Source organism: Halogeometricum rufum (assembly GCF_900112175.1).
GTDB lineage: Archaea > Halobacteriota > Halobacteria > Halobacteriales > Haloferacaceae > Halogeometricum > Halogeometricum rufum.
In genome coordinates this window covers 1,288,674-1,314,472 of the sequence record NZ_FOYT01000001.1, presented here as the reverse complement: position 1 = coordinate 1,314,472, position 25,799 = coordinate 1,288,674, and the positions used below count along the sequence as shown (strand labels likewise).

Genomic DNA, 25,799 nt, shown 5'->3' with positions numbered 1-25,799 from the left:
GTACGTCACCTGACAAGAAAGGACTAGCCCACGCTACGACCCGTCGGCTTCGGCGTCCTCGCGGTCGTACGCCCCCGCCCGGCGCAGTTCTCCCGCCCGGCGAAGAACGTCGGGCGTCCGACAGACGCCGTCGGCGCCGGTGGCCTGCGGGACGGCGCAGTTGTTGCAGTTCCGGCAGACGACGCGCGTCTTCGGGTCGCCGTCGAGCAGTCGGGCGGGCAGTCTCGGTTCGGCGTAGAACGGGCGGCCGAGGCCGACGGCGTCGCAGGCGTCTCCGAGCAGTCTGTCCATCTCCGCGCGGCCGCGAATCCCGCCCTCGCAGAGGACGGGCACGTCCACCGTGCGCCGGACGCGCCGGCACAGGTCGGCGTTCCACGCCGGTTCGAAGTCGTACGCCTTCGACTCCAGCCAGTTGCCGAGAGCGACGAGTCGGGCGCGGAGTCGCCCGCCGAACGCTTCGGCGTACCCCGCTTCGAACCGGTCGTCGCGCCACGCGCGGTCCGGGTAGTTCCCCTTCACGATGCTGGCGTCCCAGAACACCGAGCCGTTGACCGGGACGAGAGCGTCGTAGCCGTAGTCGGCGAGGCGGGCGCAGATACCCGCGACGTCGTCGGCGGAGAGGCGGCGGCGGACGACGGGCGGGGCGGCCATCTCGGCGGGCACCTTCGTCATCACGGGCACGTCGCCCGCGCGCGAGCGAATCTCGTCGTGTACGACTTCCAGAAAGCGAACGCCGTCGCGGAACTCGTCGTCGCGGCGGTTGTAGAACGGCGAGAGGAACTGGTGGACGAGGCCCATGTTCGCGCCCGCGAGGTGAATCACGTCGTAGCCCGCGTCGGCGCACCACTTCGCCGACCGGCCGAAGTCGGCGGCGAGTTCGTACACCTCCTCGGTGGAGAGGACGTGCGCGTCGTAGTCGAGAAACCCCGTCGCGGCCATCGCACGCAGGAGTCGCGGCGGTTCGGAGACGGCGAGTTGCCGGAGGTCAGGGTGGTCCTCGCGGTAGCCAGCGTGCCACGTCTCCATGCTCCTGAGGCCGCCGTGTTCGAGTTGGACGGCGATGCGCCCGCCGTGGCGGTGAATCGCGTCGGTGAGACGGGAGAGCCGAGAGACGAAGTCGGGGTCGTGGACGCGCGTCATCCCCGGCGCGGCACAGCCACCCTCGCCGCGGACGATAGTCGCGCCCTGACAGACGAGTCCCGCGCCAGACGCCGCGGCCGGTTCCAACTCGGCGACGAGGCGGTCCACCGCCTCGGGTCCGTTCCCCGCGCACTCCAGCAGGGGCGACCGATAGAGCCGGTTCGGTACCCGCACGTCGCCGATTCGGAGCGGTGATTCGAGACGGGACATACGCGACGGGAGGGCGGGGGCGAGTATAGGTGCTGGGTCGGTGCGCGGCGCTCCCGACGACCGTTCAGGTGGTCGCAAAGAGCTTTGACCCGACTCGACCAACCTCGCCGCGTGAGCGACCCGAAACCGTTCCGGTACGACACCGAGGTGCCGCCGGGCGAGAAGCGACACCTGCGGTACCAGATAAGCGAGACGTACCTCGGCGACCCCGTCGAGATTCCGGTCACGGTGATAAACGGTGAACACGGCGGTCCACGGGTGTTCATGACCGCCGCCCTCCACGGCGACGAACTCAACGGCGTGAAGGTCCTGCAGGAGGTGTCGGCGCGCTACGACCCCGCGGAGATACACGGCACCATCGTCTGCGTCCACGTCGCCAACGTCCCCGGCTACCTCGCCCAGCAGCGCTACATCCCCATCTACGACCTCGACCTGAACCGCTCGTTCCCCGGGCGCGACTCCGCGAACACGGCCGAGCGGATGGCGAACCAGATATACGAGCGGTTCGTCCGCCCGTGCGATGTCGGCATCGACTTCCACACCTCGACGCGGAACCGGACGACGATGTATCACGTCCGCGCGGACATGTCGAACCCCGAGGTGGAACGCCTCGCCCGGTCGTTCGGCTCGAATCTCGTCCTCTCGGGCGAGGCGGACGCGGGGTCGCTCCGCACCGTCGCCACGCGGGAGGGAATGCCCACCATCACGGTGGAGATGGGGCGGGCGCACCGCTTCCAACCGCCCCTCGTCGAACGCGCGCTGGAGGGCGTCGAGAGCGTCCTCGCGGAGTACGGTCTCCTCCCGGACCGGCCGGTGGCGTGGCCCGGGTGGACGCGCGTCGTCGCGAACGCCTCGGACAAGGCGTGGCTTCGCGCCGACACGGGCGGGCTGGTGGAGATGCAGTACGGCGACGTGCCTCTCGTGTACGCGGACGACACCATCTGCACCATCACGGACCACTTCAAGAAGCGCGAGAAGCGGGTCGCCGCGCCGTTCACGGGTCTCGTCATCGGCGTCCTCCAGAACCCCGTCGCCGCGCCGGGACACCCGCTGTGTCACCTCGTGAGCGTGCGCGACGAGACGCTGGCCGAGATTGAGCGGCAGATAGACGCCGGGGAGTTTACCGAACGACCGTGGTCCTGAGGGCCGTTCCATCGGCCCGACCCGAGCGCTGTCGTCGGGTGTGAGACCGTGGTCCTGAGAGCCGTCTCGTCGCCCCGAATCGAGCGGGCGCGTCAGCCGTCGGTGGACTCGCTCCCCGCTCGCACCTGTTCGTGCGTGTGGTGGTAGAACCGGACCTGCGCCCGCCCGTCCTCCGTGACCGGGTCGAAGCAGACGCGGCGGTAGACGGCGTTGTCGAGGAGGTTCACCATGAGGCCGGCGTCGTGTTCGGAGACGGAGTCGTACGCGACGCCGCAGACGGGGCAGACGCCGGCGGCGTCTTCGGGGACGCGCATCGCTCGGAGGGAAGGGCCGATTCGGCAAAACAGTACGGTCGAGGGACGCTCAGAGCGTGCTCGACATCCCGCCGTCGACGACGAGCGATTCGCCGTTGACGTAGCCGCCGAGGTCCGAGGCGAGGAACACCGCGGCGTTCGCGACGTCTTCGGGCGTGCCGGCGCGGCGGGACGGAATCGTCTCGACGAACGCGTCCTCCTGTTCGGTGCCGAAGATGGGCACGTCCTCCGTCGTCATCGTCGTCTCGATGAGACCCGGGTGGATAGCGTTGACCCGGATGCCCTGCGGTCCGAACTTCGACGCCAGCGCGTACGTCATGAGGCGGACGGCCCCCTTCGAGGTGTTGTAGGTGACGTACTCGCCCGACCCCTGAAGTCCGGCGACGCTGGAGATGTTGACGATGTTCCCGCCGCCCTTCTCGACCATCTTCTTCGCGGCCGCCTGCGACCCGAAGAAGACGCCCTTCACGTTGATGTCCATCAGCGCGTCGTACTCCTCTTCGGTCACGTCGAGGAACTCCTCCGCACGGAAGATACCGGCGTTGTTGACCATGACGTCGACGCCGCCGAACTCATCGGCCTCCTCGACGGCCGCTTCGAGGTCCGCCACGTTCGTCACGTCGCACCGGACGAACTTGGCCCGACGGTCCGTTTCCGCCATCACGAGTTCGTGCGTCGGCGTGCCGCCCTCGCGGGGTTCGGCCTGCAGGTCCGCGACGACGACGTCCGCCCCCTCGTGGGCGAAGGCCATCGCCATGGCGCGTCCGTTGCCGCTCGAACCACCGGTCACCACCGCCACCTTGTCTTGCAGTAATCCGACCATGAGTAGAGTACGACATCATAACATTTATCTTAGACGGGTAATACAACAGATATTTCAGAAATAACCCGATTAAGAGTAATTACGCAACTTTTCTCCGACTGCCGGCGGAACGGACGCGCCACGTCAGTCAATCGGCCCCTCCGCGAACCTCGTCGGCGACGCGGCGAATCGTCTCGTACTCGCTCTCGTCGTAGGCGACGAACCGAACGTCCGACAGCGAGTCGGGTTCGTACTCGTCGATGACCTCGCAGATGATGCGCGCGCCGTCTTCGAGGGCGAACCCGGCGACGCCGCACCCGAGCGCCGGCATCACCAGCGACTCGCAGCCGAGTTCGTCCGCGCGTTCCAACGCGTTGTGCGCGGCGTCGCGGATGCTGTCTGCCGTCGCCCGCCCGTCGCCGTAGTGCGGCATCGCGGCGGCGTGAATCACGTAGTCGGCGTCGAGTCCGAACGCGTCGGTGACGGCCACCGCGCCCAGGTCGACGGGGCCTTCGGCCATCGCCGCCTCGTTCAACTCCTGTCCGCCGCCGCGTCTGAGGGCGCCCGCGACGCCCGACCCCATCCGGAGGCTCGTCCCCGCGGCGTTCACGAGTGCGTCCGCCGTCTGCTGTGCGATGTCTCCGTGGACGACGCGAAACTCCATACTTCGAACTCGGAGCCGAGAACGAAAAAGTCGGGGCGCGTCGCGGTGCCTACTCGTCGCCGTCCGGGCCGCCTGCTCCGTCTTCGCCGTCCACGTCCTCGTTTCCGTCCACGTCCGTATCCTCGTCCCCGTCGGCAGACTCGACCGCCGGGTCGTGCCGTTCGTACCACGAGGTTATCTCCGCCAGCCGGTGAATCGCTCTGTCCGGGTCGCCGACGTTGTGGTGTTCGTCGGGGTAGAGGACGAAGCGCGCCTCGACGCCCTGCTTCTTGGCGCTGACGTACAGTTGCTCGGACTGGGACGGCGGACAGCGCCAGTCCTCGCCGCCGGCGACGACCAGCAGGGGCGTCCGGAGGTTCCCCACGTCGGTGATGGCCGACGAGGCGTCGTAGGCGTCGGCGTTCTCCCACGGGACGCCGTAGTCGTTCGTCGTCCAGACGTGACTGTCGTCGGTGCCGAACGCCGACCGCAGGTCGTAGATGCCGTGTTCGGGCGCGGCGGCGGTCAGCAGGTCCGGATACTGCGTGACGAGGTAGCCCTGCGCGATGCCGCCGTAGGAGAAGCCGTGGCCGAAGACGCGGTCCTCGTCGGCCCACCCGCGCGAGACGAGTGCGCGCGCGCCGGCGGCGACGTCGTCCACCTCGACGGTGCCCCACTCGCCGCGGAGCACTTCCGCGAACTCGCGGCCGTAGGAGGACCCGCCGCGGTAGTTCGGGCGGAACACGAGGTAGTCGCGGGAGGTGAACACCGCGTGCGTGAAGTCGAACACGGGTTCGTCGTAGGAGATGGGCCCGCCGTGGATGGCGACCACCAGCGGACGCGGGTCGGGGTCGTCGAAGTCGAACGACGGCGGCGCGTAGACGATGCCGTCGATTTCGGCGCCGTCGCTGTCGTAGGAGACGCGCCGTACCTGCGGCATCTCGTACGCGTCTCGGATCTCGGCGTTCAGGTCCGTGAGTCGGGTGAGGGCCGGGTCCGCGTCCGCCGCGTCGGTGGCGAACGCGTACAGGTCCGACCCCTCGCCCGGGTGCGAGAGGTGGGCGAGAACGGTCCCCTCGGCCGTCTCGAACGCGAGGCAGGCCCGGTCGTCACCCTGGGCCGGGAACGTCCGTTCGGGCGCGTCCGCGTCGGCGTCGAACCGCACCGGGCGCGTCTTCCCCTCGTCGCCGACGAGGGCGTAGAGCGTGTCGTCGTCGGCCCAGTGGGGGTCCGCGCCGCGAGCGAGCGTCCGGTCGAGCGACGCCGAGACGCTCCGGTACGCGGCGTCGGCGTCGTCCGTACCGTCGCTCGCGCCCCCGTGGTCGTCTCCCGCGTCGGTGTCGTCGGCGTCGGCGTCGAGAGCAACCCCGGCGTCGGCGTCGGCGACGTACAGTTGCTGTGGGATACACCAGTTCTCCGGGTCGCCGCCGACGAACGCGAGTCGGTCCCCGTCGGGCGACCACGCCGGAAGCGTCGCCGTGAGTTCGCCGTCGGTGTGGCGTCGCTTCGCCGACCCGTCCGGTCGGACGGAGTAGACGTCGCGGACGAACGTGTCGTCCCCGTCGTCGCCCTCGTAGGCCGCGTACGCGATGCGGTCGTTCGGCCCCCACGCGGGCGTCGTGCCCGACAGTTCGTGGAACGCGCCGCCGCCGCGGGCCTCGTCCAGTCGGTCCGCCGCACCGGTCTCGACGTCCACGACGAACAGGTACGTCGTCACGGTGTCGAGGAATCCCGACCCGTCGAGTTTGTGCTGCAATCGCTCCGTCTCGACGGGGCCGCCGTCCCGCCGGTCGTCGAGGTAGTCGCGTTCCTCGTCGGTCGGGTCGCGCGCGGCGACAACCATCCGGTCGCCGTCGGGCGACCAGTCGAACTCCGACGCCCCCTCCTCGAAGTCGGTCACCTGCCGGGCGTCGCCGCCGCGGGCGAGGTCGAACAGCCACACCCGCGTCTTCGGTTCCTCCTCCTCGTCCGCGGGCGGTTCGGCGTCGTCGGCGTCTTCGTCGGCGGCGGCGTCGTCCGCGTCGGCCGTCGACTCGTCTTCGCTCTCCTCGTCGCGGCCGACGCGCCGGGCGGCGTCCTCCTCGCGGGCGGCGAGGAAGGCGAGTCGGTCGCCGTCCGGCCCCCACGCCGGACTCGACGCCGAGGCGACCCGGGTGAGTCGGTGGGGGTCGCGACTCCCGTCGGTCGGGACGACGAACAGCGACGAGAGCCGTTCGTCCGCGTCGGGGTCGAACTCGGCGGCGACGAACGCCGCCCGGTCGCCCGACGGCGAGAGCGCCACGTCCGAGAGGACGGTCAGGTCGTAGAACGTCTCGATTGGCAGCGGGTCCATGTCGTGTCAACTGCCGTCGCCCGGACAAAGTACGTTCGCCAACCGGAAGGTGCGCGCCGGGGCGGGGAGAGTGCCGCGGCGGTCACGGGAGGCGGGCGAGAGGGCGCGGCCACCGCGCAACCGAACGGCTCTTTCCCCCCCACCGCGGAGTGAGCGTATGAGCGACTCCTCCACCCCCTCCGACGCGGACGACCCGACCCTCGACGCGTTGGCGGACGTCGCCACGCGCGCCGTCCGCGCCGGCGGCGACTACCTCGAAGACGCCTTCCGCGACGGCCACGTCGCGGGCGAGTACGGCAACGACGACGTGAAGACCGACGCGGACCGCGCGGCCGAGGCCCGCGTCCTCGACGTGGTCCGCGGGGCGTTCCCGGACCACGCCGTCCACGGCGAGGAGTCCGGGCGGAACGGCGACCACCGGTACGAGTGGGTCGTCGACCCCCTCGACGGCACGAACAACTTCGCCTCCGGACTCCCGGCGTTCGCCACCGCCGCGGCCGTCCTCCGCGACGGCGACCCCGTCGTCGCGGCTATCCACGAACCCCTTCCGGACTCCACCTACGTCGCCCGCCGCGGCGCGGGCGCGACGGTGAACGGCGCCCCCCTCTCGGCCGACAGCGACGTACCCCTCGAACACGGCACCGTCTCGTTCGTCCTCGGCCTCCCCGCCGTCCGCGACCCGGACCTCACGGCGACGGCCGAGCGAATCGAGTCGGCGGTCGACGACCGGGTCAAGCGCGTCGTCTCGACGTGGGCGCCGACGGTGGACTGGGGACTGCTCGCCCGCGGCGGACTGGAGGGCATCGTCTGCTTCCACCCGGACGTGTACGAACAGCACGCGGGCGAACTCCTCGCCGCCGAGAGCGGCGTCGTCTCGCACGGGAACGGGTCGGACGGACTCTACGTCGGCGCGACGGACGAGGAGACGGCGACGGCCCTCCACGACGTCGCCGCGGCCGTCCTCGACTGAGGGGGGTGTCGAGGACCCTAGCAGACGGGAGCGGTGAGAGCGACGAGAGCGGCGAGATGCGAGAGGACGACGAGACGACGACGGAGAAAGGGGCAAGTGCGCGCGGTCCTGACCGTCGAACATGCGCTCTGGAGACGCCCTCCTCGGCGGCGACTTGTTGCAGATGCGGTGGCGCGACGCCCTGTTCGCCCACTGGGACGTCCCTCCGGAGACGGTGGCCGACCGCCTCCCCGCCGGACTGGACGTCGCGACGTACGACGGCCGGGCGTGGTTGGGCGTCGTCGCCTTCGTGATGGAGGACATCCGCCCGCGCGGCGCGCCGTTCGGGCTCTCCTTCCCGGAGTTGAACCTCCGGACGTACGTGGAACGACCGGGCGCGGACGACCACGCGGTGTTCTTCTTCAACCTCGACGCCGACGACAGAGTCGGCGTCCCCGTCGCGCGGTGGCTGTTCGCCCTGCCGTACTACCGGGCGGAGATGCGCGTCCGGACCGACGGCGACGCCGTCGAGTTCGTCAGTCACCGCACGCACCGCGGCGCGTCGCCGGCGCACTTCGACGCGACGTACGAACCCGTCGGCGAGACGTTCGTCCCGGACCCCGGCACGCTCGAACACTTCCTGACGGAGAACTACCGCTTCTACACGGCCGGCCGCCGCCTCTACTACGGCGACATCGCGCACCCGCCGTGGCCGTTGCAGGAGGCGACGGCCGACCTCCGGTCGAACACGCTGTTCGCGGCCAACGGGTTCGACCGACCGGCCGGCGACCCGGTCCTGCACTACTCCCCCGGGACGGACGTGACCGCCGGCCGCATCCACCGGGTCGGAGACTGACGGCGCGCGACGGTGACTGCGTCGCGGACTCAGTCCCGACCCGTCTCCGCGGCCATCTCCTCGAACGTAGCTTCGACCGTCTCACCGTACCCGTTCGAACCCGACGACGACGGAGCGAAACCGCCGGGTTTCAAGCGACGACGGACGCAGGGGAGGATATGGTACTCGACACCGTGATGACCACGTTGCACGTTCTCACCGGAGCGCTCTGGGTCGGAAGCGTCGTGTTCGTCGCCGGCGTCGTGTTGCCCGCCGCACTCGACGGGTCACTCGACGCCGCGCCGTTAGAGACGTTCGCCGACAGACTCGTCTACGGGTCCCGCGCCGCGTCCGTCGTGATGTTCCTCACCGGCGGCCACATGGCCGGCACCGGCTACACGTTCGACTTGCTCCTGAACTCCAGTCGCGGCCACCTCGTCCTCGCGATGCTCCTCCTGTGGCTGGTGCTCTCCGCACTCGTCGAAATCGGACGGAGCCGCCTCGTCGAGGGCCTGCAGGAGAAGCGCGTCCGGTCGCCCGCACGGAACGCGATGGGCGTCTTCCGCGCGGCGGCCGTCGTCGGCGTCCTCCTCCTCGTGGACGCCGGCCTCCTCGCCTCCGACGTCGCTCTCTATTGAGACTACCGAGAGATACCAAGAAGATATAGAAGTATAGCACAGAATATATAATCTGTCCGGTATTTTTATTCCGAGAGCGGTCGCACCGTCGGACGAGATGCCAGGGGACGACCACACCGCCGACGAAGACGCCCCGCTGACCATCGAGTTCTGCGCGCGAGACGGACGCATCGTCGTCCATCGAGACACGGCGCTGGGAACAGTCACCCGCACCGTCGAACGATGACCGGCCGGTTCGACGACGCGACCGGCCGGACGCCGGCCGGCCGGGACGCAGGTCCGCTCCTCGCGCGCCTTCGACGGCCCGCCTCCCACACCCGGACGCGAATCGCCGTCGTCTCCGACCCCCATCTCACGCCGACGGCGACGGGGACGTGGAAAGCGTACCACCGGACCGAGACGCGCCTCCGGGCGGCCGTCGACGCCATCAACGACCTGAACGTGGACGCGACGCTCGGTCTGGGCGACCTGACGAGGGACGGCCGGCCCGAGGAGTTCGACTGCGCGGACGAACTCCTCGCCGGCCTGGACGCGCCGTTCTGCTCCGTGCCCGGCAACCACGACGTTCCGAAGAAGTGGGACGACTACGAGACGCCGTCCTCGACGGCGTTCGGCGAGCGCTACGCCCGCGGCGAATTCCCGTTCCACGTGAGCGTCGGCGGCGTGGACGTTCTCGGTCTGGACAGCGCCAGCGGCGACGGCGAACTGTACGACTCCCACGAGGGACTCGTCCCCGAGGCGCACCGCGCCTGGTTGGACGAGAAACTGGCCGCGGCGGAGACGCCAATCGTCGCGATGCACCACAACGTGTTCCACCCGCGCGAACACACCGGCCAGTTCGCCGACGGCGACTTCTACCAACTCAGAGACGCCGACCGGATGGTCGAGACGCTCTCCCGGGGCGGCGCGTCGCTCGTCCTCTCGGGACACATCCACTGGCCCGCGACCGCACGCCGGGACGGCGTCCGCGAGGTCATCGCCCCCGCGACGTGCTCGTTCCCGCAGGCCGCGCTGCTGATGGACGTCGGCCCCCTCGGCACGGAGATACGGATGGTCCCGCTCGCCGGTCCGAACGGGATGGCCGAGGCGCACTTGTTGGCGCGAAACGGCAACGCGCACGGACAGAGCATCGCCGCGCACGCCGACCGGGGCGTCCTCGCGGACTTCCCCCTCGTGGACGAGTGCGAGTGGGCGACGGACGCGCGCGCCGACGTCGGCGCCGACGTGCCGGGGGCGGTTCGATGGCGGTAGTCGAGACGCACCTCGCGGACGCGGCGCAACTGATACGGCGGGAGCGTCGACGCTCCGTGGACGAACTCCAAGCGTTCCGCGCGTTCCGCTCGGCCGTCACGGACGTTCACCCCACCGCCGCCGGCGGTCGGACCGGCGGTCCGCTGGCGACGAAGACGCTCGGGCAGTCCGGCGCGTCACCGTCGCTCACCGCGATTCGACGCGAGTACGAGCGGACCGTGATGGCGGTTCCCCACTACGAGGAGGAGTACGGCGACGAGTACGAGGAGAGCGTGGCCGCCGAGTTCGGCGACGACATCGCCGCGGCGCTGACCGGAGCGGGAACGGGGGCGCTCACGCCGAACCTCCGACAGGCGCTCGTCGCCGGGGCGACGGCGGCGATGGACGAGCGAAACGAGTTCTGCTCGCTGCTCGACGGGGAGTCCGAGTCGATTGCGGCGGTGCGAACGGCCGTCGAGTCGGCCGAGGAGACGCTCCGGTCGCTGGACGACACGCCCCTGTCGGACCGGTCGTTCGCGGAACTCGCCCGCCTCCGCGAGTCGGTAGTCGCGGTCCGTGACCGACTGGACGAGGTGGCCGCCGACCGGCAGGCGACGCTGCAGACCCACCGCAAACGACTCACGGGGTACGTCCCCGACGTGACCGCCTACCTGTACGCGCCGCTCCCCGTCGAGTACCCCGCGCTGGACGCCCTCGCCCGCCTCCGCGACGTGGTCGAGACGGCACTCCGACGTGTCGACTCCCACCTGATCGCGTCGCTGTGAACTCGCCGGCGGCGGCCGCCGGTCCGCTCCGTCGACCCCCCACACCGAACCGCGGTCGCGTGGCCACACCTATTTATCACCGGCGGAGAACGACCCTACCATGAAGCGACTCCGCTCCACTCCGGCGTCACGTCCGTCGACCGACTCCGCCCGCCGCCACCGATGAACCGGCTCGACCCGCGCGTCCAACTGCTCTGGGTCGGGAGTGCGGCCCTGAGTGCACTCGTCGTCGGCGCGGTGCTGTTCGCCGTCGTCACGTTCGTCTCCCCGCCGTTCCTCCCGTCGTGGAGCCCGTACGCCGCCGCCGCCGCCGTGTTCGTCTTCGGCGCCACCGTCGCCGTCGCCCGCTACCGCTCGTGGCGCTACGAGGTGCGCGACGACTCTCTGTACCTCGAACGCGGCGTCTTCACGCGCGTTCGGACCGTCGTGCCGTTCGTCCGCATCCAGCACGTCGACTCCTCGCGCGGTCCGGTAGAGCGTCTGGTCGGACTGGCGAGCACCGTCGTCTACACCGCCGGGTCGCGCGGCGCGGACGTGTCTGTGCCGGGACTCACCGCCGACGGCGCGGACGACCTCCGCGAACGACTGAAGCGCCTCGCCATCCGGTCGGAGGGCGAAGACGCCGTCTGATGGTCGCCCAGCACCTCTCCCCGCTCTCGGTTCCCTACCGCGTCCTCCAGCGAGGGGGGAGCATCATCGCCGCCCTCGCGTTCGCCCTCGCCACCGGCGGGTTCAGCCTCCCCGTCGTCGGCATCGCCGGTCCGCTGGTCCTCCTCGGACTGGCGAGCCTCGTCGCCATCGTCTTCGTCGCCTACGAGTTCGCCCACTACCGCCGGTTCACCTACGAACTCACGGCGGACACGTTCGACATCGAGTCGGGCGTCTTCGCCCGCCGGAACCGCGAGATTCCCCTCCGACGCATCCAGAACGTGGACATCTCGCGCAACGTCGTCCAGCGAGCCATGGGTATCGCCGCCGTCTCCTTCGAGACGGCCGGTGGGGGGCAGACGGAGGCGCGACTCCGGTTCGTCTCGTTCGAGGAGGCCAAGCGACTCCAGCGAGAACTCGGCCGGCTGAAACGCGGCGAGGCGGCCGGCGAGGAGGCGGCCGAACCGGCCTCCGAACTGCTGTTCGAACTGGAGGGGCGCGAACTCGGCATCCTCGGCGCGCTCTCGTTCGACTTCCGCGTGCCCGGCATCCTGTTCGTCCTCTTCTCGGGCTCGCTCACCGTCGTCACCTCGTTCTTCCCCGCGAGCATGGGTCCGCTCGTCGTCGTCCTCGGCGTGTTCGTCCTAGTCTTCCTCGCCGTCCTCGTCTCGTGGGTGGCCGGTGCGGCCGTCGCCGTCGTGAACTACTACGACTTCCGACTGGTCCGGTCGGCCGACGAACTCCAGTACGAACGCGGCCTGCTCCAGCGGTACGACGGCTCGATTCCGTTCGACAAGGTGCAGACGCTGACGATAGAGGACAACCCGCTGAAGCGGTGGACGGGCTACGCCACGCTCCTCGTCGAGACGGCGGGGTACGCGCCGGGGCAGGGCGACTCCTCCTCGCGCGGGTCCGAGGCGGCCGTCCCCATCGCCCGCCGCGAACGCGTCGAACGCCTCGTGAACGACATCGAACCCGTCGGCACGCCCGAGTTCCGCCGGCCGCCGAAGCGCACCCGTCGGCGCTATTTCGGCCGGTACAGCATCGTCGTCGGCGCGGCGACGGCCGCCCTGTACGCCGCGAACGCGGTTCTCGGCCTCGGCACCCCGTGGTACGCACCGCTGGCGCTCCTCCCCGTCGCGGCCGTCGGAGCACACTACAAGTGGAAGCACCGCGGCCTATGGCTGGGCGAGAACCACGTCGTCACCCGCAACGGGTTCCTCCGGCGCGAGACGAAGGTGGTGCCGTACTACCGCATCCAGACGGTCATCGACACCCGGACGATATTCCAGCGTCGCCTCCGTCTGGCCACCGTCACCGTCGACACCGCGGGGTCGCTCTCGCTGGGTGGACAGGACGCCGCCGCCGTCGACATCGACGCCGCGGACGCCGACGAACTCCGCGCGGAACTGGAGTCGCGACTCCACGTCGCCGTGGCGGAGTACCGACGGGGGCGCGTCGGCATCGGGATGGCCGACGAGGTGTCCGTGACGGAGTCGGCGGACGAAGACGGCGAGAGGTCGCTAGACGACCGCACGACGCCGGAAGGCGACGACGGCAGGGAGTCGGGAGGCGAGCGAGACTCCGGCGAGTCACCCGTGACCGGCGACGCCGGCGTCGCCGGGAGTAACACCGACGACGACGCCGACGGGGGCGACGCCGAAACGACAGCCACCGCCGAAGAAGAGGACGACGCGGACCCGTTCGTCTGGGGCGAGACGAGCGACGACGGCGACGGCGAGGAGAGACAGTGAACCCGAACCGTCCGTCCCGACGGCCGAGAACGCGGCGGGCGTCGGAGCGGGTCGTCCGAAGCGTCCCTCGGAGCGCGAGGACCGGTTACTGCGGGACCGCGTCGGGGGCCGACTCGGTGGCCGCGGCCGCGTCGTCGACCGCTTCGACGACGGCGACGTGCAGCGAGAACGCGAGGCCGGCGAACAGCAGGGCGAATCCGACGGTCAACAGCAGGCACACCGCCAGGACGGCGACGGTCAGGAGCCCCATCGACAGCGCAGCCGTCGGGTGCTTCGCGAGCCACCCGACGCCGTACCGGAGCGCGGCGACCGGTTCAGTCCCCTCGGAGAGCGCCACGAACGTCGGTATCAGCGCGAGCGCGACGTACAGCGCGGCGTAGCCGGCGACCAGCGCGACGACTTCGCCGGCCAACGACCCCTGCCGGAGGGCGGTGAGTCCGTAGGTCACCGCCACGGCACCGAACACGACGGGGACGCCGCTGAAGACGGCGCTCGCGATGCCGTTGCGACGCCGGACGAGGTGCTCTCGGCGAGAGCGCCGCAGGTGGTGGACCCACACCAACTCCGTAACGCGGAGGAACACTTCCTCAGCGGGATGACGCTCGCGCTCACGGAGGACCTGTCGCCCGGGGCGTCGCTCGTCCTCGCGAACTCCGTCGCCAGCATCTTCATGCGACACAATCGCGCACCCGAACCCGCAGAACTACGGTCGTTCATCGCGGAGTACGACACGTACCTCTCCAACACGTAATCGGCGGGTCCGGTCGTCGAGTCCGCCTTCGGGGTCGGGGTCCGCCACCTCGGACGCGGGGCGTCCGTTCGGGTGGCCCGCCCCCGACGGTCCGGCGGGGGACCGCCCGTCAGAGCGGGTCCGACACGTCGTGACGGAACGTCTGGAACTCCACCGTCCGGCCGTCCGGGTCCGTGGCGAAGAACTGGTAGATGTCGTACTGGTCGTTCTCGTGGGGGTCCTCGCGCGCCGCGTCGCCGACGCGTTCGTGCATCCGGTCCACCTCGTCGTCCGTGTCGTAGACGAACGTGACGATGCCCTCCGCCTCCGTCTCCTCGCCGTCGCAGAGGCCGAACAGCATGTTGCCGTGCCGGAGGATGGTACACCCCGACTGTTCGAGCCACACCTCCGCGCCCACGGTGTCGGTGTAGAACGCCGTCGTCGCCTCGCGGTTCGTCGTCCGGAAGAACACGATGCCGCCGGTGGTCATGCCTCGGCAGTCGTCCACGGGACCGAAAGAAGTGCCGGATTCCGACCGATTGATACCCGCTACGCGTCACTCGACTCGTGTGGACGTACTCGAACGGTTACTGCAGGGCAACGACGAACACGTGGCGCGCATCGCCGCGGACCACTTCGACGGGGTCAGAGACGGACAGGCGCCCGATGCCGTCTCCGTGTCGTGTTCGGACTCGCGCGTCCCCGCCGAAGGCGTCTGGAGCGCGCACGCGGACGGCGACCTGTTCACCAGCGTCAACGTCGGCAACCAGGCGTGGACCGACGTCGGCGGCGAACGCGTGGTCAACGACGCCGTCGGCTACGCGGTGTCCGTGCTGGGCGTGGAACTGATCGCCGTCCTCGGCCACACCGGGTGCGGAGCCGTCACCGCCGCCTACGAGTCGGTGACGGGCAGGGCCGACGGCCAGAAATCGATGCCGCCGGCCGTCGAGGCGGCCGTCGAGCGACTCGCGCCAGTCGTCGAGTCGGCGCGCGACGACGGCGTGTTCGACGGCGACACGCCCGCGAGCGTCGCGGTGAATCGGCTGGTCGAACGGGCGGTCGGAGCGCAGGTTCGGTTTCTCGTCGACGACGACGCCGTTCCGGACGACGTGACCGTCGCCGGCTTCGTCTACGACTTCCAGCGAGTCTACGGCGACGAGGACGGCGCGGCGTACCTCGTCTCGCTGGACGGCGAAACGGACGCCGAAGCGCTCCGAGAACGCGTCGGGGACGACCACGCCGGGCACGTCCCGTCGGGGGTCTGAGCGCTACTCGCGGGCGTCCTCGATGACCCGCGTGAACTCGCGGGCCGTCTCGGTGATGGACTCGAAGTCGCCCGCCGCGATGGCGTCGCCGTCCATGATGGCGCTCCCCGCGCCGACGACGACGGCACCGGCCTCGACGTAGTCCGCGACGTTGTCGATGTCGATGCCGCCGGTGGGCATCAGCGGAATCTGCGGCAGGGGGCCCTTGATGCTGGCGAGGTGCTTCGGCCCCATCACCGACGCCGGGAACACCTTCACCATGTCCGCGCCCGCCTCGTAGGCGTCCACGGCTTCGGTGGGCGTGAGGATGCCCGGCGCGACGAGCGTTCCGTAGCGGTTGCACGTCTCCACGACGCCCTCGTCGAAGTTCGGCCCGACGACGAACTCCGCGCCGTTCATGATGGACGCGCGGGCCGTCTCGCTGTCGAGGACGGTACCCGCGCCGACGATTGCCTCCTCGTCGGTGAACGACGCGGACACCTCGCTGATGAGTTCCATCGCGTCGGGGTTGTCCGCGGTAATCTCGTACGCCGTGACGCCGCCCTCGTTCAGCGCCTGCGCCACCTCGATGATGGTGTCGGCGTCCGCGCCGCGCATCACCGCCACGACGCCGCTGTCTACCAGTCGCTGCATGTCCTCGTTCGCGTCGAGCGTGACCATCTCGTCTCCGACTCCGCCGCGGCGGCTAATAAACTCCCGCGACACGGGCACCGACGCGCGGCGTGCAGATGCCTCCGACGCGAGGCGGGCACGGCCTTCGACGCGCGGCCGACGCGAGGCCCACCCGCCCTCCGTCCCGCGACTCGTCTGTGGCGTGACACCACGCGACGAGGTGAAATAGCTCCGTCCCTAACTTCGGGTAAGTGACCCGGACGGGTCGCACACCATGCACGCAGACGTAGACTTCGAACGGTTGTACCGCGACGTGATTCCCTCCGTCGTCTCCCTGTACGTCGGCCGCGAGACGCCGGGCGTCGGCGCGGGGTCCGGATTCGTCTACGACGAGGGCCACGTCGTGACGAACGAGCACGTGGTGAACGGCGTCGAACGCGTCGAACTCCGCTTCGCGGACGGGTCGTGGGCCGTCGGCCGCGTGGTCGGGACGGACGCCTATACGGACCTCGCCGTCGTCGCCGTCGAGGAGATGCCCGACTCGGCGGTTCCGCTGACCGTCGCCCCCGAGAACCCCCGTCCCGGCCGTCCCGTCGCCGCCCTCGGCAATCCCCTCGGCCTCGACGGGTCCATCACCGCCGGCATCGTCTCGGGCGCGAACCGGTCGATGCCCACCTCCGGCGGGTTCGCCATCCCGGACGTGGTGCAGACGGACGCGCCGATAAACCCCGGCAACTCCGGCGGTCCGCTCGTCGGCCTCCGCGTCGACGACGACGCCGGCGACGCGGCGCACCGCTACGAGGTGGTCGGGGTCAACCGCGCCCGGCAGGGCGACAACATCGGCTTCGCCGTCTCGCCGACCATCGTCGAACGAGTCGTGCCGACGCTGGTCGCACTCGGCCGCTACCCCCACTCGTACCTCCGGACGCGGACGCTGGACGTGACGCCCACCGTCGCCGAGGCGAACGGACTGGACGACCCGCGCGGCGTCCTCGTCGTCGAGGCGCCCGAGGGACCGCGTCCGGGCGACGGCCTCCGCGGCGCAGACGGGACGAAGACGGTCCGGGGCCAACGCGTCCCCGTCGGCGGCGACGTCATCGTCGGCATCGCGGGCGGCGAACTCCGGTCGCACGAGGAACTGATGCGGTACCTCATCACCGAGACGCGCCCCGGCGAACCCGTCGCCGTGGACGTGATTCGCGACGGGGAACCCGCGACGGTGACCATCGTCCTCGACGAACGCCCCGCGGTCGAACGGCCGCGTCGCGGCCGCACCCGTCGTCGCCGCGGCGGCGGGACGGACGTGCCGATTCGGTAAGCCGCGCGGTCACAGCACGAACGGTTCGCCCGACGCTCTGACGGCGGCCGACGACCTAGTCGTACCGCTCCCGTCGTTCGTGTTCACGAGGGAGCGACGCGACGCGTGACGCCGAAAGACGCGACGCGTGACGCCGAGAGTCAGTCCGTCCGCGGGATGGACGCGGCGCCGACGGCGAAGAACGCGGCCGCGAGCACCGCCAGCACGGCGAGATTCGTCCACGGGTCGCCCGTCCCCGTCGTCACCGCGCGGACGCCGCGCGCGAAGTACGTCAGCGGCGAGAAGTCTATCGCGGGGCGGAACCACGCCGGCAGGAGGTCCGGCGTGACGAACGTCTCCGAGAGGAACAGGAGGGGCAGGGCGACGGCGTTCGACGCCGCGATGACGCCGTCCTGCGAGTCCGCGACGCGGCCGAGAATCGCCCCGAGGCCGCAGAACAGCGTGACGCCGAGGGCGACGAACAGCGGGACGACGAGCGCCGCCGCCGCGTTCGTCGGGAGCGACACCCCCGTCACGAGGACCGTGAGGGCGAACAGGAGCAGGGCGGCGAGTCCGATGACGACGACGTTCACGAGCGTCTGCGCGAGCAGCCACTCGGGACGCGAGAGCGGCGTCGTCGCCAGTTTCTCGAACCGGTTGCCCTCGCGGTGGCGAGCGATGGTCGACCCGACGCGGGAGAGGGGCGTGAAGAGGACGACGACGGCGAGGTAGCCCGGCACGTAGTACGCCGGCGGTTCGGCGAACAGACCGCCACCGGTCGGTTGCGTCTGCACGAGTGCCCCGAAGATGAGGACGATGATGACCGGGAAGAAGAACGTGAAGAACACCGCCGTCCGGCGGCGGAGGAACGAGTGCCACGAGGCGACGAACTCCGCGCGGACGCGGCCGAGCGAACTCATCTGTCGCCCCCTCGGCCGCGTCCGCGGTCACGACCGTTCTCACCGCGTCCGTCGCTGTCGGCGGACCCGCCGTCGGCCATCGGCGCGTCCGCGACGGCCGGGCCGTCCTCGAACGACTCGCCCGTCAGCGAGAGGTAGACGTCTTCGAGGTCGGGTTGCGTCCACGTCAGCGCGTCGTACTCGACGCCGGCGGACTCCAGTTCCCGCACCGCGTCGCCGATGTCGCGCGGGGCGAGGCCCTCGAAGACGAGTCGCCCGTCGCGCGCGGCGAGGCGATACTGGCGGCGGACGATGTCCGGGAGCGAGTCGGGCGTGGCGTCCGTCTCCACCTCGAGTCTGCTCGCGCCGCCGTACTCGGCGACGAGTTCGCCGGGCGACCCGACGGCGACGAGTTCCCCGGCGTTCAGCAGACCGACGCGGTCCGCGAGGCGTTCGACTTCGGCCATCGAGTGACTCGTCAGGAACACCGTCGTCCCGCCCGCGGCGAGGCCGTCGAGGAGAGTCCACAGCGACCGGCGGCCCGCGGGGTCGATGCCGGTGGTCGGTTCGTCCAAGAAGAGCACGTCGGGGTCGTTCACGAGGGCGGCGGCGACGCAGGCGCGTCGCTGCTGGCCGCCCGAGAGGTCCTCGTACCAGGTGTCGGCGTCGTCGCCCGTCAGTCCCACGTCCGCGAGCACCGAGTCGGTGTCGCGCGCCTCGTCGTACAGGCCCGCGTAGTAGGCGACGAGTTCGCGGGCGGTGAGGCGCGAGGCGGGCGAGAACGACTGCGGCAGGAGTCCGATGCGGGAGCGTTCGACGCTCGTCGGCGGCGTTCCGAGGACGCTCACGTCGCCCTCGACGGCCGTCGTCCCGGTGAGCGCGCGGACCAGCGTGGTCTTCCCCGCGCCGTTGGGACCGATGAGGCCGAACACCTCCCCCTCGGCGACCGAGAGCGAGACGCCGGCGAGGGCGTCTCTGTCGCCGTACGACTTCCGCACGTCGGCGGCGACGAGTACCTCGTCCATACGCGGGATTGGTCGCCGTCCGGTGGTAAGGATTCGGATTCCGCCGCGGGATTCGACGCGACACCCTGCCGGAACTGTCAGACTACATACACCGAGACAACGCTTATTCCCGCCGCCTCCCGTGGGACAGGTATGTCCCCACCGCCCCGCCGCGGTCAGTCTTCGCGGCGCCGTGTCTCGCTGTCCCGCCGTCGCGTCCTCGCGGCCGGGTTCGCAACCGCCCTCGCCGGCGTCGCCGGGTGCAGTTCCGCGCCCACGGGCGACGGCGCGGGCGGAACGTCCGCGTCAGATTCGGCCGGCGGCGGAGAGCGAACTAGTTCCGGGAGCGACGACGACGGCGATGGAACCGCCCTCGCGGACGCCAGCGTCGCCGTCGAACCCCTCGCCTCGGGGTTCGTCTCGCCGGTGGACTACTTCGCCCCCGCGGACACCGGCCGGCGGTTCGTCGTCGACCAACCCGGCGTCGTCTACGAGGTGACGGCCGACGGCCGGCGCGAAGCGCCGTACCTCGACCTCCGGGGTCGCATCGTCGACGTCGGCGGCTACTCCGAGCAGGGTCTGCTGGGCGTCGCCCCGCACCCCGAGTTCGCCGAGAACGGTCGGCTGTTCGTCCGGTACAGCGCACCCCGTCGAGCGGGGACGCCGAGCAACTACAGCCACACGTTCGTCCTCTCGGAGTTCACGGTGGACCCCGGGGCCGAGACGGCGACTCCCGACGGAGAGCGGACGCTCTTGGAACTGCCCCAACCGCAGTCGAACCACAACGCCGGCGCCCTCGGCTTCGGCCCGGACGGCTACCTCTACGTCGCCACCGGCGACGGCGGGGGCGGCGGCGACAGGGGCACGGGCCACGTCGCGGACTGGTACGACCCCGTCGCGGGCGGCAACGGGCAGGACGTGACGGAGAACCTGCTGGGGAGCATCCTCCGCATCGACGTCGACGCCGAGGGCGAGGACCGGCCGTACGGGATACCCGACGACAACCCGCTGGTCGGGTCCGACGGACTGGACGAACAGTACGCGTGGGGCCTCCGCAACCCGTGGCGGTTCTCCTTCGACGTGGGCACCGACGGGAGCGACGGGAGCGACGAGAGCGACGCGGCCGACTGGGACCTCTACGTCGCCGACGTGGGACAGAACGAGTACGAGGAGGTGAATCTCGTCGAGCGAGGGGGCAACTACGGCTGGAACGTCCGCGAGGCGACGCACTGCTTCGGCGCGGGCGACTGCCCGACGACGACGCCCGACGGCGACCCGCTCGTGGACCCGGTCGTCGAGTACCCGCACTCGGGCGACGGCGTCTCCGGCATCGCCGTCATCGGCGGCTACGTCGTCCGCGACGGGTCGCTCCGCGGACTGGAGGGCGCGTACCTCTTCGCCGACTGGCGGGCCGAGGGCCGCCTGTTCGCCGCCGACCCCGCCTCGGAGACGACGCCGTGGCCCGTCGCCGAGATACCCGTCGCGGGCGACACCGCGCCGGGGTCGTTCGTGACGGCGTTCGGCCGCGACACGGAGGGCCTGTACCTCCTCACGAGCGACTCGCAGCGAGTCGGCGGCCGGACGGGCGAACTGTTCCGACTGGTCGCCCCCTAGACGTCAGTGTCGACGGCGACGCGGCGGCCCGACTCGGCGGACTCGTAGGCCGCCTCCGTCAGCGCGGTCACGTTCAGCGCGTCCGTCGCCGGAATCTCCAGGTCTTCCTCCCCGCGGACGGCGGCGACGAAGTTCTCCAGTTTCCGCTCGGTCAGTTCCTCGAACCCCGGTTCCGGCGGCGTCGCCTCGTACGTCGTCCCCGCCTCGACGACGCGGACCGTCTCGCCGTCGAAGGAGAGCGACCCCTCGGTGCCGAGAATCTGCAGTGCCTCGCCGGGGGCCGGACCGCTGGGGCCGTCGCCGGAGACGCCGACGCTGGCGAGGAGTCGGTCGCCGTTCCGGTCGAGGGTGACCGCGAGGGCGGCGTTCACGTCCACGTCGGCGTCGCGGTAGTCCATCGTCGCGGCCACGTCCACGGGCGCGGCCCGCGTCGTCCAGCAGAGCACGTCGAGGAGGTGCGACCCGGAGTCGTACAGTTGCCCGCCGCCGGAGAGCGCGGGGTCGCCGCGCCAGCGGTCCCGATTCCAGTCGACCCAGTTCTGTTCGAGGTGGCACGTCACCATGTGCGGGTCGCCGATGCGCCCGTCGTCTATCAGGCGGCGCATCTCCCGAAATCGGCGGTCGAAGTGTCGCTGGTATCCGACCGCGAGGACGAGTCCCTCGCGCCGCGCCTGCCGAATCAGCGCCCGCGCGTCGGCGAGGTCCGTCACCATCGGCTTCTCGAGGTGGACGTGGATACCGCGGTCCAGACACGCGACGGCGTGGTCGTAGTGGAACGCGTGCGGCGAGGAGACGACGGCGGCGTCGGCGTCCACCGCGTCGAGCAGTTCCTCGTGCGAGTCGAACGCGGGGCGACCGAGTTCGTGTTCGAAGGCGTCGCGCGCGTCCGGCGAGGGGTCCGCGCCCCCGACGAGTTCGACGCCGTCTATCGAATCGACGACGTGACACTCCAACCGGCCCAGGTCGCCGAGTCCGACGGCGGCGACCGAGAGTTTCGACATACTGCCGACGGAGCGGTTTGGCGGGCATAAGCGCACCGACAGCGGCCGAAACCGAACGCGCATGCCGGCAAGTCGCACACTTTTGCACCCCGCGGTCGTCGGTTCCCGCATGAGTCTCGACTACCGCCGACTCGGCAGCACAGGGACGAAAGTGTCCGAACTCTGTTTCGGGACGTGGCGGTTCGGCCGCGAGACGGGCGGCGTGTTGGAGACGTCGAAGAAGGACGCCCACGCCCTCCTCGACGCGTTCGCGGACCGCGGCGGCAACTTCATCGACACCGCGAACGTCTACGGCAACCCCAACGGTCGCTCGGAGTCGTGGATCGGCGACTGGTTGGCACAACGCGACCGGAAGGAGTACGTACTCGCCTCGAAGGTGTACTTCGGCTTCGACCCGGACAACCCGAACGGGTCGGGCCTCTCGCGGACGCACATCCGCGACCAGATAACGGGGACGCTGGACCGACTGGGGACGGACTACCTCGACCTCTACTACATCCACCGCTGGGACGAGGAGACGCCGATCGAGGAGACGCTCTCGACGCTGAACCGACTGGTCGAGGAGGGGACGGTGAACTACCTCGGCGCCTCGACGATGGCGTCGTGGCAACTGACGAAGGCGCTGTGGAAGTCCGACCTGCACGACTGGGAGCGCTTCGAGGTGACGCAACCGCTGTTCCACGCGGGCTACTACGAGGACGTGAAGGACTACCTCGACGTCTGCGGCGACCAGGAACTCGCGGTCTGCCCGTACTCGCCGCTGGCGGGCGGGTTCCTCACCGGGAAGTACGAACGCGCCGACCCCGACGACCCCGAACAGGTCGTCGCGCCGGACGGTTCCCGCGGGTCGTTCGACGAGCGGTTCGACCGGTTCTACCTCTCCGAACGCGGGTGGAAGGTGCTCGACGCCGTCCGGAGCGTCGCCGACGAGGTGGACGCCTCGCCCGCGCAGGTGGCCCTCCGGTGGCTGATGGACTACCCCGACGCGACGGTGATTCCCATCGTCGGCGCGCGGACCGAGGACCAACTGGACGAGAACGTCGGCGCGGCGGACGTGGACCTCTCGGACGACCAGTGGGAGCGCATCATGGACGCCCGCTACGACGAGGACGGGAAGCTCTGGCACTGAGCGACTCGCCCGACTCCCGACCGGGACCGCGCAGCGGCCGACTCAGGCGTACTCGAGGTCTCTGAGGTAGTCGCAGAGGACGTGGGCGTAGAGGACGACGGCGGCGAAGACGGCCAGCGACCCGCGGCCCGCGAGGGCGAGTGCGAGCGTGAGAGCGCCGGCGATGAGGTGGTGGCTGAGCAGTCTGCGGTGGACGAGGGCCGCCTCGTCTATATCGGCGAACACCCGCTCCTGTTCGAGGAGTCCCACTCGCGGGTTCGTCACCGCCCGTTCGAGGTGGTGCCAGTCGCCCGCCATCCCGCGGGCGATGACGAAGTGGTCCAAGTCGACGAAGACGCTCACCGCGACGCCGGCGGCGACGAGGGCGGCGAGCGTCGTCACCGGCGCGCCGGGGAAGAGGACGAACGCCGCCGCGACTGAGACGGCCGCGCCGACGGCGGCGTGTTCACCCGACTGCACCGTTCAGAGCGCCGCGCGGACGCGCCGGGTTATCTCGTCCACGTCGTAGTCGTCTTCCTCCTTGTCCCAGACGAGTTCGCCGTCCACCGCGACGGTGAGGACGCCGTGGTCGCCCGTCACCAGCGACACCCGGTCGACGCGTTCGCCGAACTGCTGGAGGACGGCGTGCTGAATCGATTCGGCCCTGTCGAGGAAGCCGCACGGGACGCAGTACTCTATCTCGACGTCTGTCATACCCGACAGTCCGCTCGCCGAGAAGTTAAGCGTGAACGTCTGCCGGTAGCGGAGGCGGGGCAGGTCGGTAGCGGAGGCGGGTCGGGCGTCGGCGGACGCAGAGCGGGTCAGTCGCCGCCGAAGCCGAACGGCCGCCAGTAGAGGAGGGCGACGGTGACGACGAAGACGAGCGTCGAGACGTCGTAGGAGAAGTCGAACGTCGCGGCGACGAGCGCGGAACTGCTCCCGAACAGGCCCGTGAGCAGCGACGCGAGGATGGGCCACGAACAGGAGACGCAGGAGAGCAGGCCGAGGACGCCGGAGACGGCCGAGCCGGCGGCGTCGATGACCGTCGCGTAGACGAGGTACGCGAGGGCGAGGTAGCCGACGACGCGCGCCGGCATCAGCACCACCGCGAACAGCGGCGTCGTGAAGACGGGCGCGGGACCCCATCCGGGCGCGAGGGTTGCGACGCGCGCGCTCCAGTCGGGACTCGTGGGCATCGTCGAGACGACGATACCGCCCGCGAGAGCGAGGGCGACGGCGTAGCCGACGGCGACGGCGAGTGCGCGACGGCGCGTCGACGCGTCCGTCGGCGCGGGCTTCGTCTTCCAGAGTGCGGCGACGGCGACGGCTATCCACAGCAGGCCGTAGAAGGCGTAGCGGGGTTGCGTGACCGTGAGGTCGGCCACGAAGACGTACACGAGGGCGAGGAAGCCCAGCGTGTTCGCCAGGAGGCCGGCGTAGAGGACGTCGCGGTCGAACGCGACGCGGAGGGAGTCTGCGACGCTCATGTGCGGTCAGAGCGCCAGCGTGTCCACGACGACGGCGAGCAGGAGCGTCCCGAGGTAGGCGTTCGAGGCGTGGAACGCGCGGAGCGCCGCCGACTCGGTCTGTTCGTAGTGCAGGCGGACGACGAAGTAGAGGAACACCGCCCCGAAGACGACGCTCGTGAGGGCGTAGACGAGTCCGAGCGCCTCCATCGCCGCGAGGGCTCCCGCGGCGATGAGCGTCGCGCCGAGGTACCACAGGGTGTGTTTCCGCGTCGTCGTCTCGCCCCGGACGACGGGCATCATCGGGAACCCGCCGCGGGCGTAGTCGTCCTTGTACGCCAGCGCGAGGTTGTAGAAGTGCGCGGGCGTCCACAGGAAGATGACCGCGGCGAGGAGGAGGCCGCCGAAGCCGATGTCGCCGGTGACGGCCACCCAGCCGATGAGCGCCGGGAGCGCGCCCGCCGCGCCGCCGATGACGGTGTTCTGGACCGTGTTCGGCTTCAGGATGAGCGTGTAGACGACGCTGTAGAACACGATGGCGGCGACGCCGAGGACGGCCGCGAGGACGTTCACCCACGCGAACAGCGCCACCGACGCGGCGGCCAACACGAGTCCGAACGCGACGGCGCGCCGGACGGGCACGAGGTCGACGGCCAGCGGTCGGTCGCTGGTGCGCTCCATCCGCCGGTCGATGTCGCGTTCGAGGACGTGGTTGAACGTCCCCGACGCGCCGATGGAGAGGACGCCGCCGCCGAGGGTGGCGAGGACGACGCCGGGCGTGAGGCCGCCGTCCGTCGTCGCCGCCAGCGCCATGCCCGCGGAGGCGACGAGGCAGAGCAGCCACATCAGCCGCGGCTTCATGAGACTGAAGTACGCCCGCGCGGTCGCTTTCGCGCGGGGCAGCGGGTCGGTCGGAATCGTCGGGTCGTGGTCGCTCTCCGGCGGGAGGTCCGGTTCGGGCATCGCGTTCGGTTCGTCCGTCGGGTCGCCCGTGTCGCTCTCCAGCGCCCACGCGAGGGCGAGGACGAGGCCGCCGAAGATGCCCATCCCGAGGGCGAGGTGGAGCGTCGAGAGCGTCGCGCTGGCCGCCCCGACGGCGACGAACGCGCCGAGAGCCGCCTGTACCGGATAGAGCAGACTCGCGAGGAGCGTCGCGGCGAGGACGCGTCGGTCGACGCCCGCGCGGAGGCCCGTGACGAGCGTCACGACGCCGAGGACGCCGACGGCGACGGCGGCGAGTCGGTGGCCGACGGCTAGCCACCCGGCGGCGGTGGTCGGCGCGGTGAAGCCGTCACCGCACACCGGCCACGCGGTGCACGCCGCCGCGGCGTCGGTCAGCGCCGTCGTCGCGCCGACGAGGAGCAGGAGATAGACGCCCAT

29 protein-coding genes are annotated in these 25,799 nt (G+C 70.6%); 14 read left to right on the top strand and 15 right to left on the bottom strand.

Annotated features, from left to right (window positions below; all coding sequences use genetic code 11):
• Positions 1–33 precede the first annotated feature (33 nt).
• Positions 34–1,350, bottom strand: a complete 1,317-nt coding sequence (locus tag BM310_RS06890; RefSeq protein WP_089805886.1) for an oxidoreductase — start codon at positions 1,348–1,350, stop codon at positions 34–36.
• A 111-nt stretch (positions 1,351–1,461) separates the two neighbouring features.
• On the opposite strand from BM310_RS06890, the gene BM310_RS06885 reads away from it, so the two are divergent.
• A complete protein-coding gene (locus BM310_RS06885; RefSeq protein WP_089805884.1) occupies positions 1,462–2,493 on the top strand; it encodes a succinylglutamate desuccinylase/aspartoacylase family protein in 1,032 nt (343 codons plus the stop codon).
• Positions 2,494–2,585: 92 nt separating this feature from the next.
• On the opposite strand, the gene BM310_RS06880 is transcribed toward BM310_RS06885, so the two are convergent.
• The 4 genes from BM310_RS06880 to BM310_RS06865 all read right to left on the bottom strand — a co-directional run bounded on the left by BM310_RS06880 (position 2,586) and on the right by BM310_RS06865 (position 6,584).
• Complete coding sequence (locus BM310_RS06880; protein ID WP_089805882.1) at positions 2,586–2,807, bottom strand: hypothetical protein; 222 nt, start codon at positions 2,805–2,807, stop codon at positions 2,586–2,588.
• A 49-nt stretch (positions 2,808–2,856) separates the two neighbouring features.
• Positions 2,857–3,630, bottom strand: a complete 774-nt coding sequence (locus BM310_RS06875) for an SDR family oxidoreductase (RefSeq protein WP_089805880.1) — start codon at positions 3,628–3,630, stop codon at positions 2,857–2,859.
• A gap of 127 nt (positions 3,631–3,757) precedes the next feature.
• Complete coding sequence (locus BM310_RS06870) at positions 3,758–4,273, bottom strand: macro domain-containing protein (protein ID WP_089805878.1); 516 nt, start codon at positions 4,271–4,273, stop codon at positions 3,758–3,760.
• 49 nt (positions 4,274–4,322) lie between these two features.
• Positions 4,323–6,584, bottom strand: a complete 2,262-nt coding sequence (locus BM310_RS06865; protein WP_089805875.1) for a S9 family peptidase — start codon at positions 6,582–6,584, stop codon at positions 4,323–4,325.
• Between the two features lie 157 nt (positions 6,585–6,741).
• Between BM310_RS06865 and BM310_RS06860 the strand changes: the two genes are divergently transcribed.
• The 8 genes from BM310_RS06860 to BM310_RS06830 all read left to right on the top strand — a co-directional run bounded on the left by BM310_RS06860 (position 6,742) and on the right by BM310_RS06830 (position 13,423).
• Positions 6,742–7,554, top strand: a complete 813-nt coding sequence (locus BM310_RS06860) for an inositol monophosphatase family protein (protein WP_089805873.1) — start codon at positions 6,742–6,744, stop codon at positions 7,552–7,554.
• Positions 7,555–7,675: 121 nt separating this feature from the next.
• The gene (locus BM310_RS06855; RefSeq protein ID WP_089805871.1) at positions 7,676–8,389 is read left to right on the top strand and encodes a YqjF family protein; all 714 of its coding nucleotides are present in this window, start codon (positions 7,676–7,678) and stop codon (positions 8,387–8,389) included.
• A gap of 158 nt (positions 8,390–8,547) precedes the next feature.
• On the top strand, positions 8,548–9,006 hold the full coding sequence (locus BM310_RS06850; RefSeq protein ID WP_089805869.1) for a CopD family protein: 459 nt from the start codon (positions 8,548–8,550) through the stop codon (positions 9,004–9,006).
• 97 nt (positions 9,007–9,103) lie between these two features.
• Positions 9,104–9,232 carry a hypothetical protein gene (locus tag BM310_RS21835; protein WP_281246518.1) on the top strand — a complete coding sequence of 43 codons (129 nt, stop codon included), beginning with the start codon at positions 9,104–9,106 and terminating at the stop codon, positions 9,230–9,232.
• Positions 9,229–10,257 (top strand): metallophosphoesterase family protein, encoded by a 1,029-nt coding sequence (locus tag BM310_RS06845; protein ID WP_089805867.1) that lies wholly within the window; start codon positions 9,229–9,231, stop codon positions 10,255–10,257. Before BM310_RS21835 ends, BM310_RS06845 begins: the two co-directional genes overlap by 4 nt.
• Positions 10,248–11,021, top strand: coding sequence for a DUF7260 family protein (locus tag BM310_RS06840; RefSeq protein WP_089805865.1), 774 nt, complete (start codon positions 10,248–10,250; stop codon positions 11,019–11,021). The genes BM310_RS06845 and BM310_RS06840 overlap by 10 nt, the downstream gene beginning before the upstream one ends.
• 162 nt (positions 11,022–11,183) lie before the next feature.
• The gene (locus BM310_RS06835; protein ID WP_089805863.1) at positions 11,184–11,651 is read left to right on the top strand and encodes a PH domain-containing protein; all 468 of its coding nucleotides are present in this window, start codon (positions 11,184–11,186) and stop codon (positions 11,649–11,651) included.
• Positions 11,651–13,423: a PH domain-containing protein gene (locus tag BM310_RS06830; RefSeq protein WP_089805861.1), complete on the top strand. Its 1,773-nt coding sequence runs from the start codon at positions 11,651–11,653 to the stop codon at positions 13,421–13,423. Before BM310_RS06835 ends, BM310_RS06830 begins: the two co-directional genes overlap by 1 nt.
• Before the next feature lie 85 nt (positions 13,424–13,508).
• On the opposite strand, the gene BM310_RS06825 is transcribed toward BM310_RS06830, so the two are convergent.
• Positions 13,509–13,982 carry a hypothetical protein gene (locus BM310_RS06825; protein ID WP_143105121.1) on the bottom strand — a complete coding sequence of 158 codons (474 nt, stop codon included), beginning with the start codon at positions 13,980–13,982 and terminating at the stop codon, positions 13,509–13,511.
• On the opposite strand from BM310_RS06825, the gene BM310_RS20885 reads away from it, so the two are divergent.
• On the top strand, positions 13,968–14,174 hold the full coding sequence (locus tag BM310_RS20885; RefSeq protein ID WP_143105120.1) for a hypothetical protein: 207 nt from the start codon (positions 13,968–13,970) through the stop codon (positions 14,172–14,174). The genes BM310_RS06825 and BM310_RS20885 overlap by 15 nt on opposite strands.
• Positions 14,175–14,283: 109 nt before the next feature.
• On the opposite strand, the gene BM310_RS06820 is transcribed toward BM310_RS20885, so the two are convergent.
• Positions 14,284–14,643 (bottom strand): VOC family protein, encoded by a 360-nt coding sequence (locus tag BM310_RS06820; protein ID WP_089805858.1) that lies wholly within the window; start codon positions 14,641–14,643, stop codon positions 14,284–14,286.
• A gap of 79 nt (positions 14,644–14,722) precedes the next feature.
• Here BM310_RS06820 and BM310_RS06815 point away from each other — a divergent pair, with 79 nt between their 5' ends.
• Positions 14,723–15,418, top strand: coding sequence for a carbonic anhydrase (locus BM310_RS06815; protein ID WP_089805856.1), 696 nt, complete (start codon positions 14,723–14,725; stop codon positions 15,416–15,418).
• A gap of 3 nt (positions 15,419–15,421) precedes the next feature.
• On the opposite strand, the gene BM310_RS06810 is transcribed toward BM310_RS06815, so the two are convergent.
• On the bottom strand, positions 15,422–16,078 hold the full coding sequence (locus BM310_RS06810; RefSeq protein ID WP_089805854.1) for a bifunctional 4-hydroxy-2-oxoglutarate aldolase/2-dehydro-3-deoxy-phosphogluconate aldolase: 657 nt from the start codon (positions 16,076–16,078) through the stop codon (positions 15,422–15,424).
• Between the two features lie 226 nt (positions 16,079–16,304).
• On the opposite strand from BM310_RS06810, the gene BM310_RS06805 reads away from it, so the two are divergent.
• Complete coding sequence (locus BM310_RS06805; RefSeq protein ID WP_089805852.1) at positions 16,305–17,348, top strand: S1C family serine protease; 1,044 nt, start codon at positions 16,305–16,307, stop codon at positions 17,346–17,348.
• A 140-nt stretch (positions 17,349–17,488) separates the two neighbouring features.
• Here BM310_RS06805 and BM310_RS06800 read toward each other — a convergent pair whose 3' ends face one another.
• Together BM310_RS06800 and BM310_RS06795 are read right to left on the bottom strand one after the other, a co-directional pair.
• On the bottom strand, positions 17,489–18,247 hold the full coding sequence (locus BM310_RS06800) for an ABC transporter permease (protein ID WP_089805850.1): 759 nt from the start codon (positions 18,245–18,247) through the stop codon (positions 17,489–17,491).
• Positions 18,244–19,251 (bottom strand): ABC transporter ATP-binding protein, encoded by a 1,008-nt coding sequence (locus BM310_RS06795; protein WP_089805848.1) that lies wholly within the window; start codon positions 19,249–19,251, stop codon positions 18,244–18,246. Before BM310_RS06795 ends, BM310_RS06800 begins: the two co-directional genes overlap by 4 nt.
• A gap of 132 nt (positions 19,252–19,383) precedes the next feature.
• On the opposite strand from BM310_RS06795, the gene BM310_RS06790 reads away from it, so the two are divergent.
• Positions 19,384–20,844, top strand: coding sequence for a PQQ-dependent sugar dehydrogenase (locus BM310_RS06790; RefSeq protein ID WP_089805846.1), 1,461 nt, complete (start codon positions 19,384–19,386; stop codon positions 20,842–20,844).
• Here BM310_RS06790 and BM310_RS06785 read toward each other — a convergent pair.
• Complete coding sequence (locus BM310_RS06785) at positions 20,841–21,845, bottom strand: Gfo/Idh/MocA family protein (protein WP_089805843.1); 1,005 nt, start codon at positions 21,843–21,845, stop codon at positions 20,841–20,843. The genes BM310_RS06790 and BM310_RS06785 overlap by 4 nt on opposite strands.
• A 109-nt stretch (positions 21,846–21,954) precedes the next feature.
• Here BM310_RS06785 and BM310_RS06780 point away from each other — a divergent pair, with 109 nt between their 5' ends.
• Positions 21,955–22,974 (top strand): aldo/keto reductase, encoded by a 1,020-nt coding sequence (locus BM310_RS06780; protein ID WP_089805841.1) that lies wholly within the window; start codon positions 21,955–21,957, stop codon positions 22,972–22,974.
• 42 nt (positions 22,975–23,016) lie between these two features.
• Here BM310_RS06780 and BM310_RS06775 read toward each other — a convergent pair whose 3' ends face one another.
• From BM310_RS06775 to BM310_RS06760, 4 genes are all read right to left on the bottom strand, one after another.
• Complete coding sequence (locus BM310_RS06775; protein WP_089805840.1) at positions 23,017–23,433, bottom strand: hypothetical protein; 417 nt, start codon at positions 23,431–23,433, stop codon at positions 23,017–23,019.
• A gap of 3 nt (positions 23,434–23,436) precedes the next feature.
• Positions 23,437–23,667, bottom strand: coding sequence for a SelT/SelW/SelH family protein (locus BM310_RS06770; RefSeq protein ID WP_089805838.1), 231 nt, complete (start codon positions 23,665–23,667; stop codon positions 23,437–23,439).
• A gap of 107 nt (positions 23,668–23,774) precedes the next feature.
• A complete protein-coding gene (locus tag BM310_RS06765; protein ID WP_089805835.1) occupies positions 23,775–24,440 on the bottom strand; it encodes a DUF7546 family protein in 666 nt (221 codons plus the stop codon).
• A gap of 6 nt (positions 24,441–24,446) precedes the next feature.
• Positions 24,447–25,799, bottom strand: coding sequence for a heme o synthase (locus BM310_RS06760; protein WP_089805833.1), 1,353 nt, complete (start codon positions 25,797–25,799; stop codon positions 24,447–24,449).

What these genes read in the sequence shown, in the direction of transcription:
- BM310_RS06795 (WP_089805848.1), bottom strand. Translation starts at nt 19,251, where the DNA reads ATGGACGAGGTACTCGTCGCCGCCGACGTGCGGAAGTCGTACGGCGAC.
- BM310_RS06810 (WP_089805854.1), bottom strand. Translation starts at nt 16,078, where the DNA reads ATGGTCACGCTCGACGCGAACGAGGACATGCAGCGACTGGTAGACAGC.
- BM310_RS06875 (WP_089805880.1), bottom strand. Translation starts at nt 3,630, where the DNA reads ATGGTCGGATTACTGCAAGACAAGGTGGCGGTGGTGACCGGTGGTTCG.
- BM310_RS06800 (WP_089805850.1), bottom strand. Translation starts at nt 18,247, where the DNA reads ATGAGTTCGCTCGGCCGCGTCCGCGCGGAGTTCGTCGCCTCGTGGCAC.
- BM310_RS06880 (WP_089805882.1), bottom strand. Translation starts at nt 2,807, where the DNA reads ATGCGCGTCCCCGAAGACGCCGCCGGCGTCTGCCCCGTCTGCGGCGTC.
- BM310_RS06860 (WP_089805873.1), top strand. Translation starts at nt 6,742, where the DNA reads ATGAGCGACTCCTCCACCCCCTCCGACGCGGACGACCCGACCCTCGAC.
- BM310_RS06765 (WP_089805835.1), bottom strand. Translation starts at nt 24,440, where the DNA reads ATGAGCGTCGCAGACTCCCTCCGCGTCGCGTTCGACCGCGACGTCCTC.
- BM310_RS06830 (WP_089805861.1), top strand. Translation starts at nt 11,651, where the DNA reads ATGGTCGCCCAGCACCTCTCCCCGCTCTCGGTTCCCTACCGCGTCCTC.
- BM310_RS06835 (WP_089805863.1), top strand. Translation starts at nt 11,184, where the DNA reads ATGAACCGGCTCGACCCGCGCGTCCAACTGCTCTGGGTCGGGAGTGCG.
- BM310_RS06855 (WP_089805871.1), top strand. Translation starts at nt 7,676, where the DNA reads ATGCGCTCTGGAGACGCCCTCCTCGGCGGCGACTTGTTGCAGATGCGG.
- BM310_RS06820 (WP_089805858.1), bottom strand. Translation starts at nt 14,643, where the DNA reads ATGACCACCGGCGGCATCGTGTTCTTCCGGACGACGAACCGCGAGGCG.
- BM310_RS06780 (WP_089805841.1), top strand. Translation starts at nt 21,955, where the DNA reads ATGAGTCTCGACTACCGCCGACTCGGCAGCACAGGGACGAAAGTGTCC.
- BM310_RS06845 (WP_089805867.1), top strand. Translation starts at nt 9,229, where the DNA reads ATGACCGGCCGGTTCGACGACGCGACCGGCCGGACGCCGGCCGGCCGG.
- BM310_RS06870 (WP_089805878.1), bottom strand. Translation starts at nt 4,273, where the DNA reads ATGGAGTTTCGCGTCGTCCACGGAGACATCGCACAGCAGACGGCGGAC.
- BM310_RS06865 (WP_089805875.1), bottom strand. Translation starts at nt 6,584, where the DNA reads ATGGACCCGCTGCCAATCGAGACGTTCTACGACCTGACCGTCCTCTCG.
- BM310_RS06760 (WP_089805833.1), bottom strand. Translation starts at nt 25,799, where the DNA reads ATGGGCGTCTATCTCCTGCTCCTCGTCGGCGCGACGACGGCGCTGACC.
- BM310_RS06770 (WP_089805838.1), bottom strand. Translation starts at nt 23,667, where the DNA reads ATGACAGACGTCGAGATAGAGTACTGCGTCCCGTGCGGCTTCCTCGAC.
- BM310_RS06790 (WP_089805846.1), top strand. Translation starts at nt 19,384, where the DNA reads ATGTCCCCACCGCCCCGCCGCGGTCAGTCTTCGCGGCGCCGTGTCTCG.
- BM310_RS06785 (WP_089805843.1), bottom strand. Translation starts at nt 21,845, where the DNA reads ATGTCGAAACTCTCGGTCGCCGCCGTCGGACTCGGCGACCTGGGCCGG.
- BM310_RS06850 (WP_089805869.1), top strand. Translation starts at nt 8,548, where the DNA reads ATGGTACTCGACACCGTGATGACCACGTTGCACGTTCTCACCGGAGCG.
- BM310_RS06840 (WP_089805865.1), top strand. Translation starts at nt 10,248, where the DNA reads ATGGCGGTAGTCGAGACGCACCTCGCGGACGCGGCGCAACTGATACGG.
- BM310_RS21835 (WP_281246518.1), top strand. Translation starts at nt 9,104, where the DNA reads ATGCCAGGGGACGACCACACCGCCGACGAAGACGCCCCGCTGACCATC.
- BM310_RS06805 (WP_089805852.1), top strand. Translation starts at nt 16,305, where the DNA reads ATGCACGCAGACGTAGACTTCGAACGGTTGTACCGCGACGTGATTCCC.
- BM310_RS06890 (WP_089805886.1), bottom strand. Translation starts at nt 1,350, where the DNA reads ATGTCCCGTCTCGAATCACCGCTCCGAATCGGCGACGTGCGGGTACCG.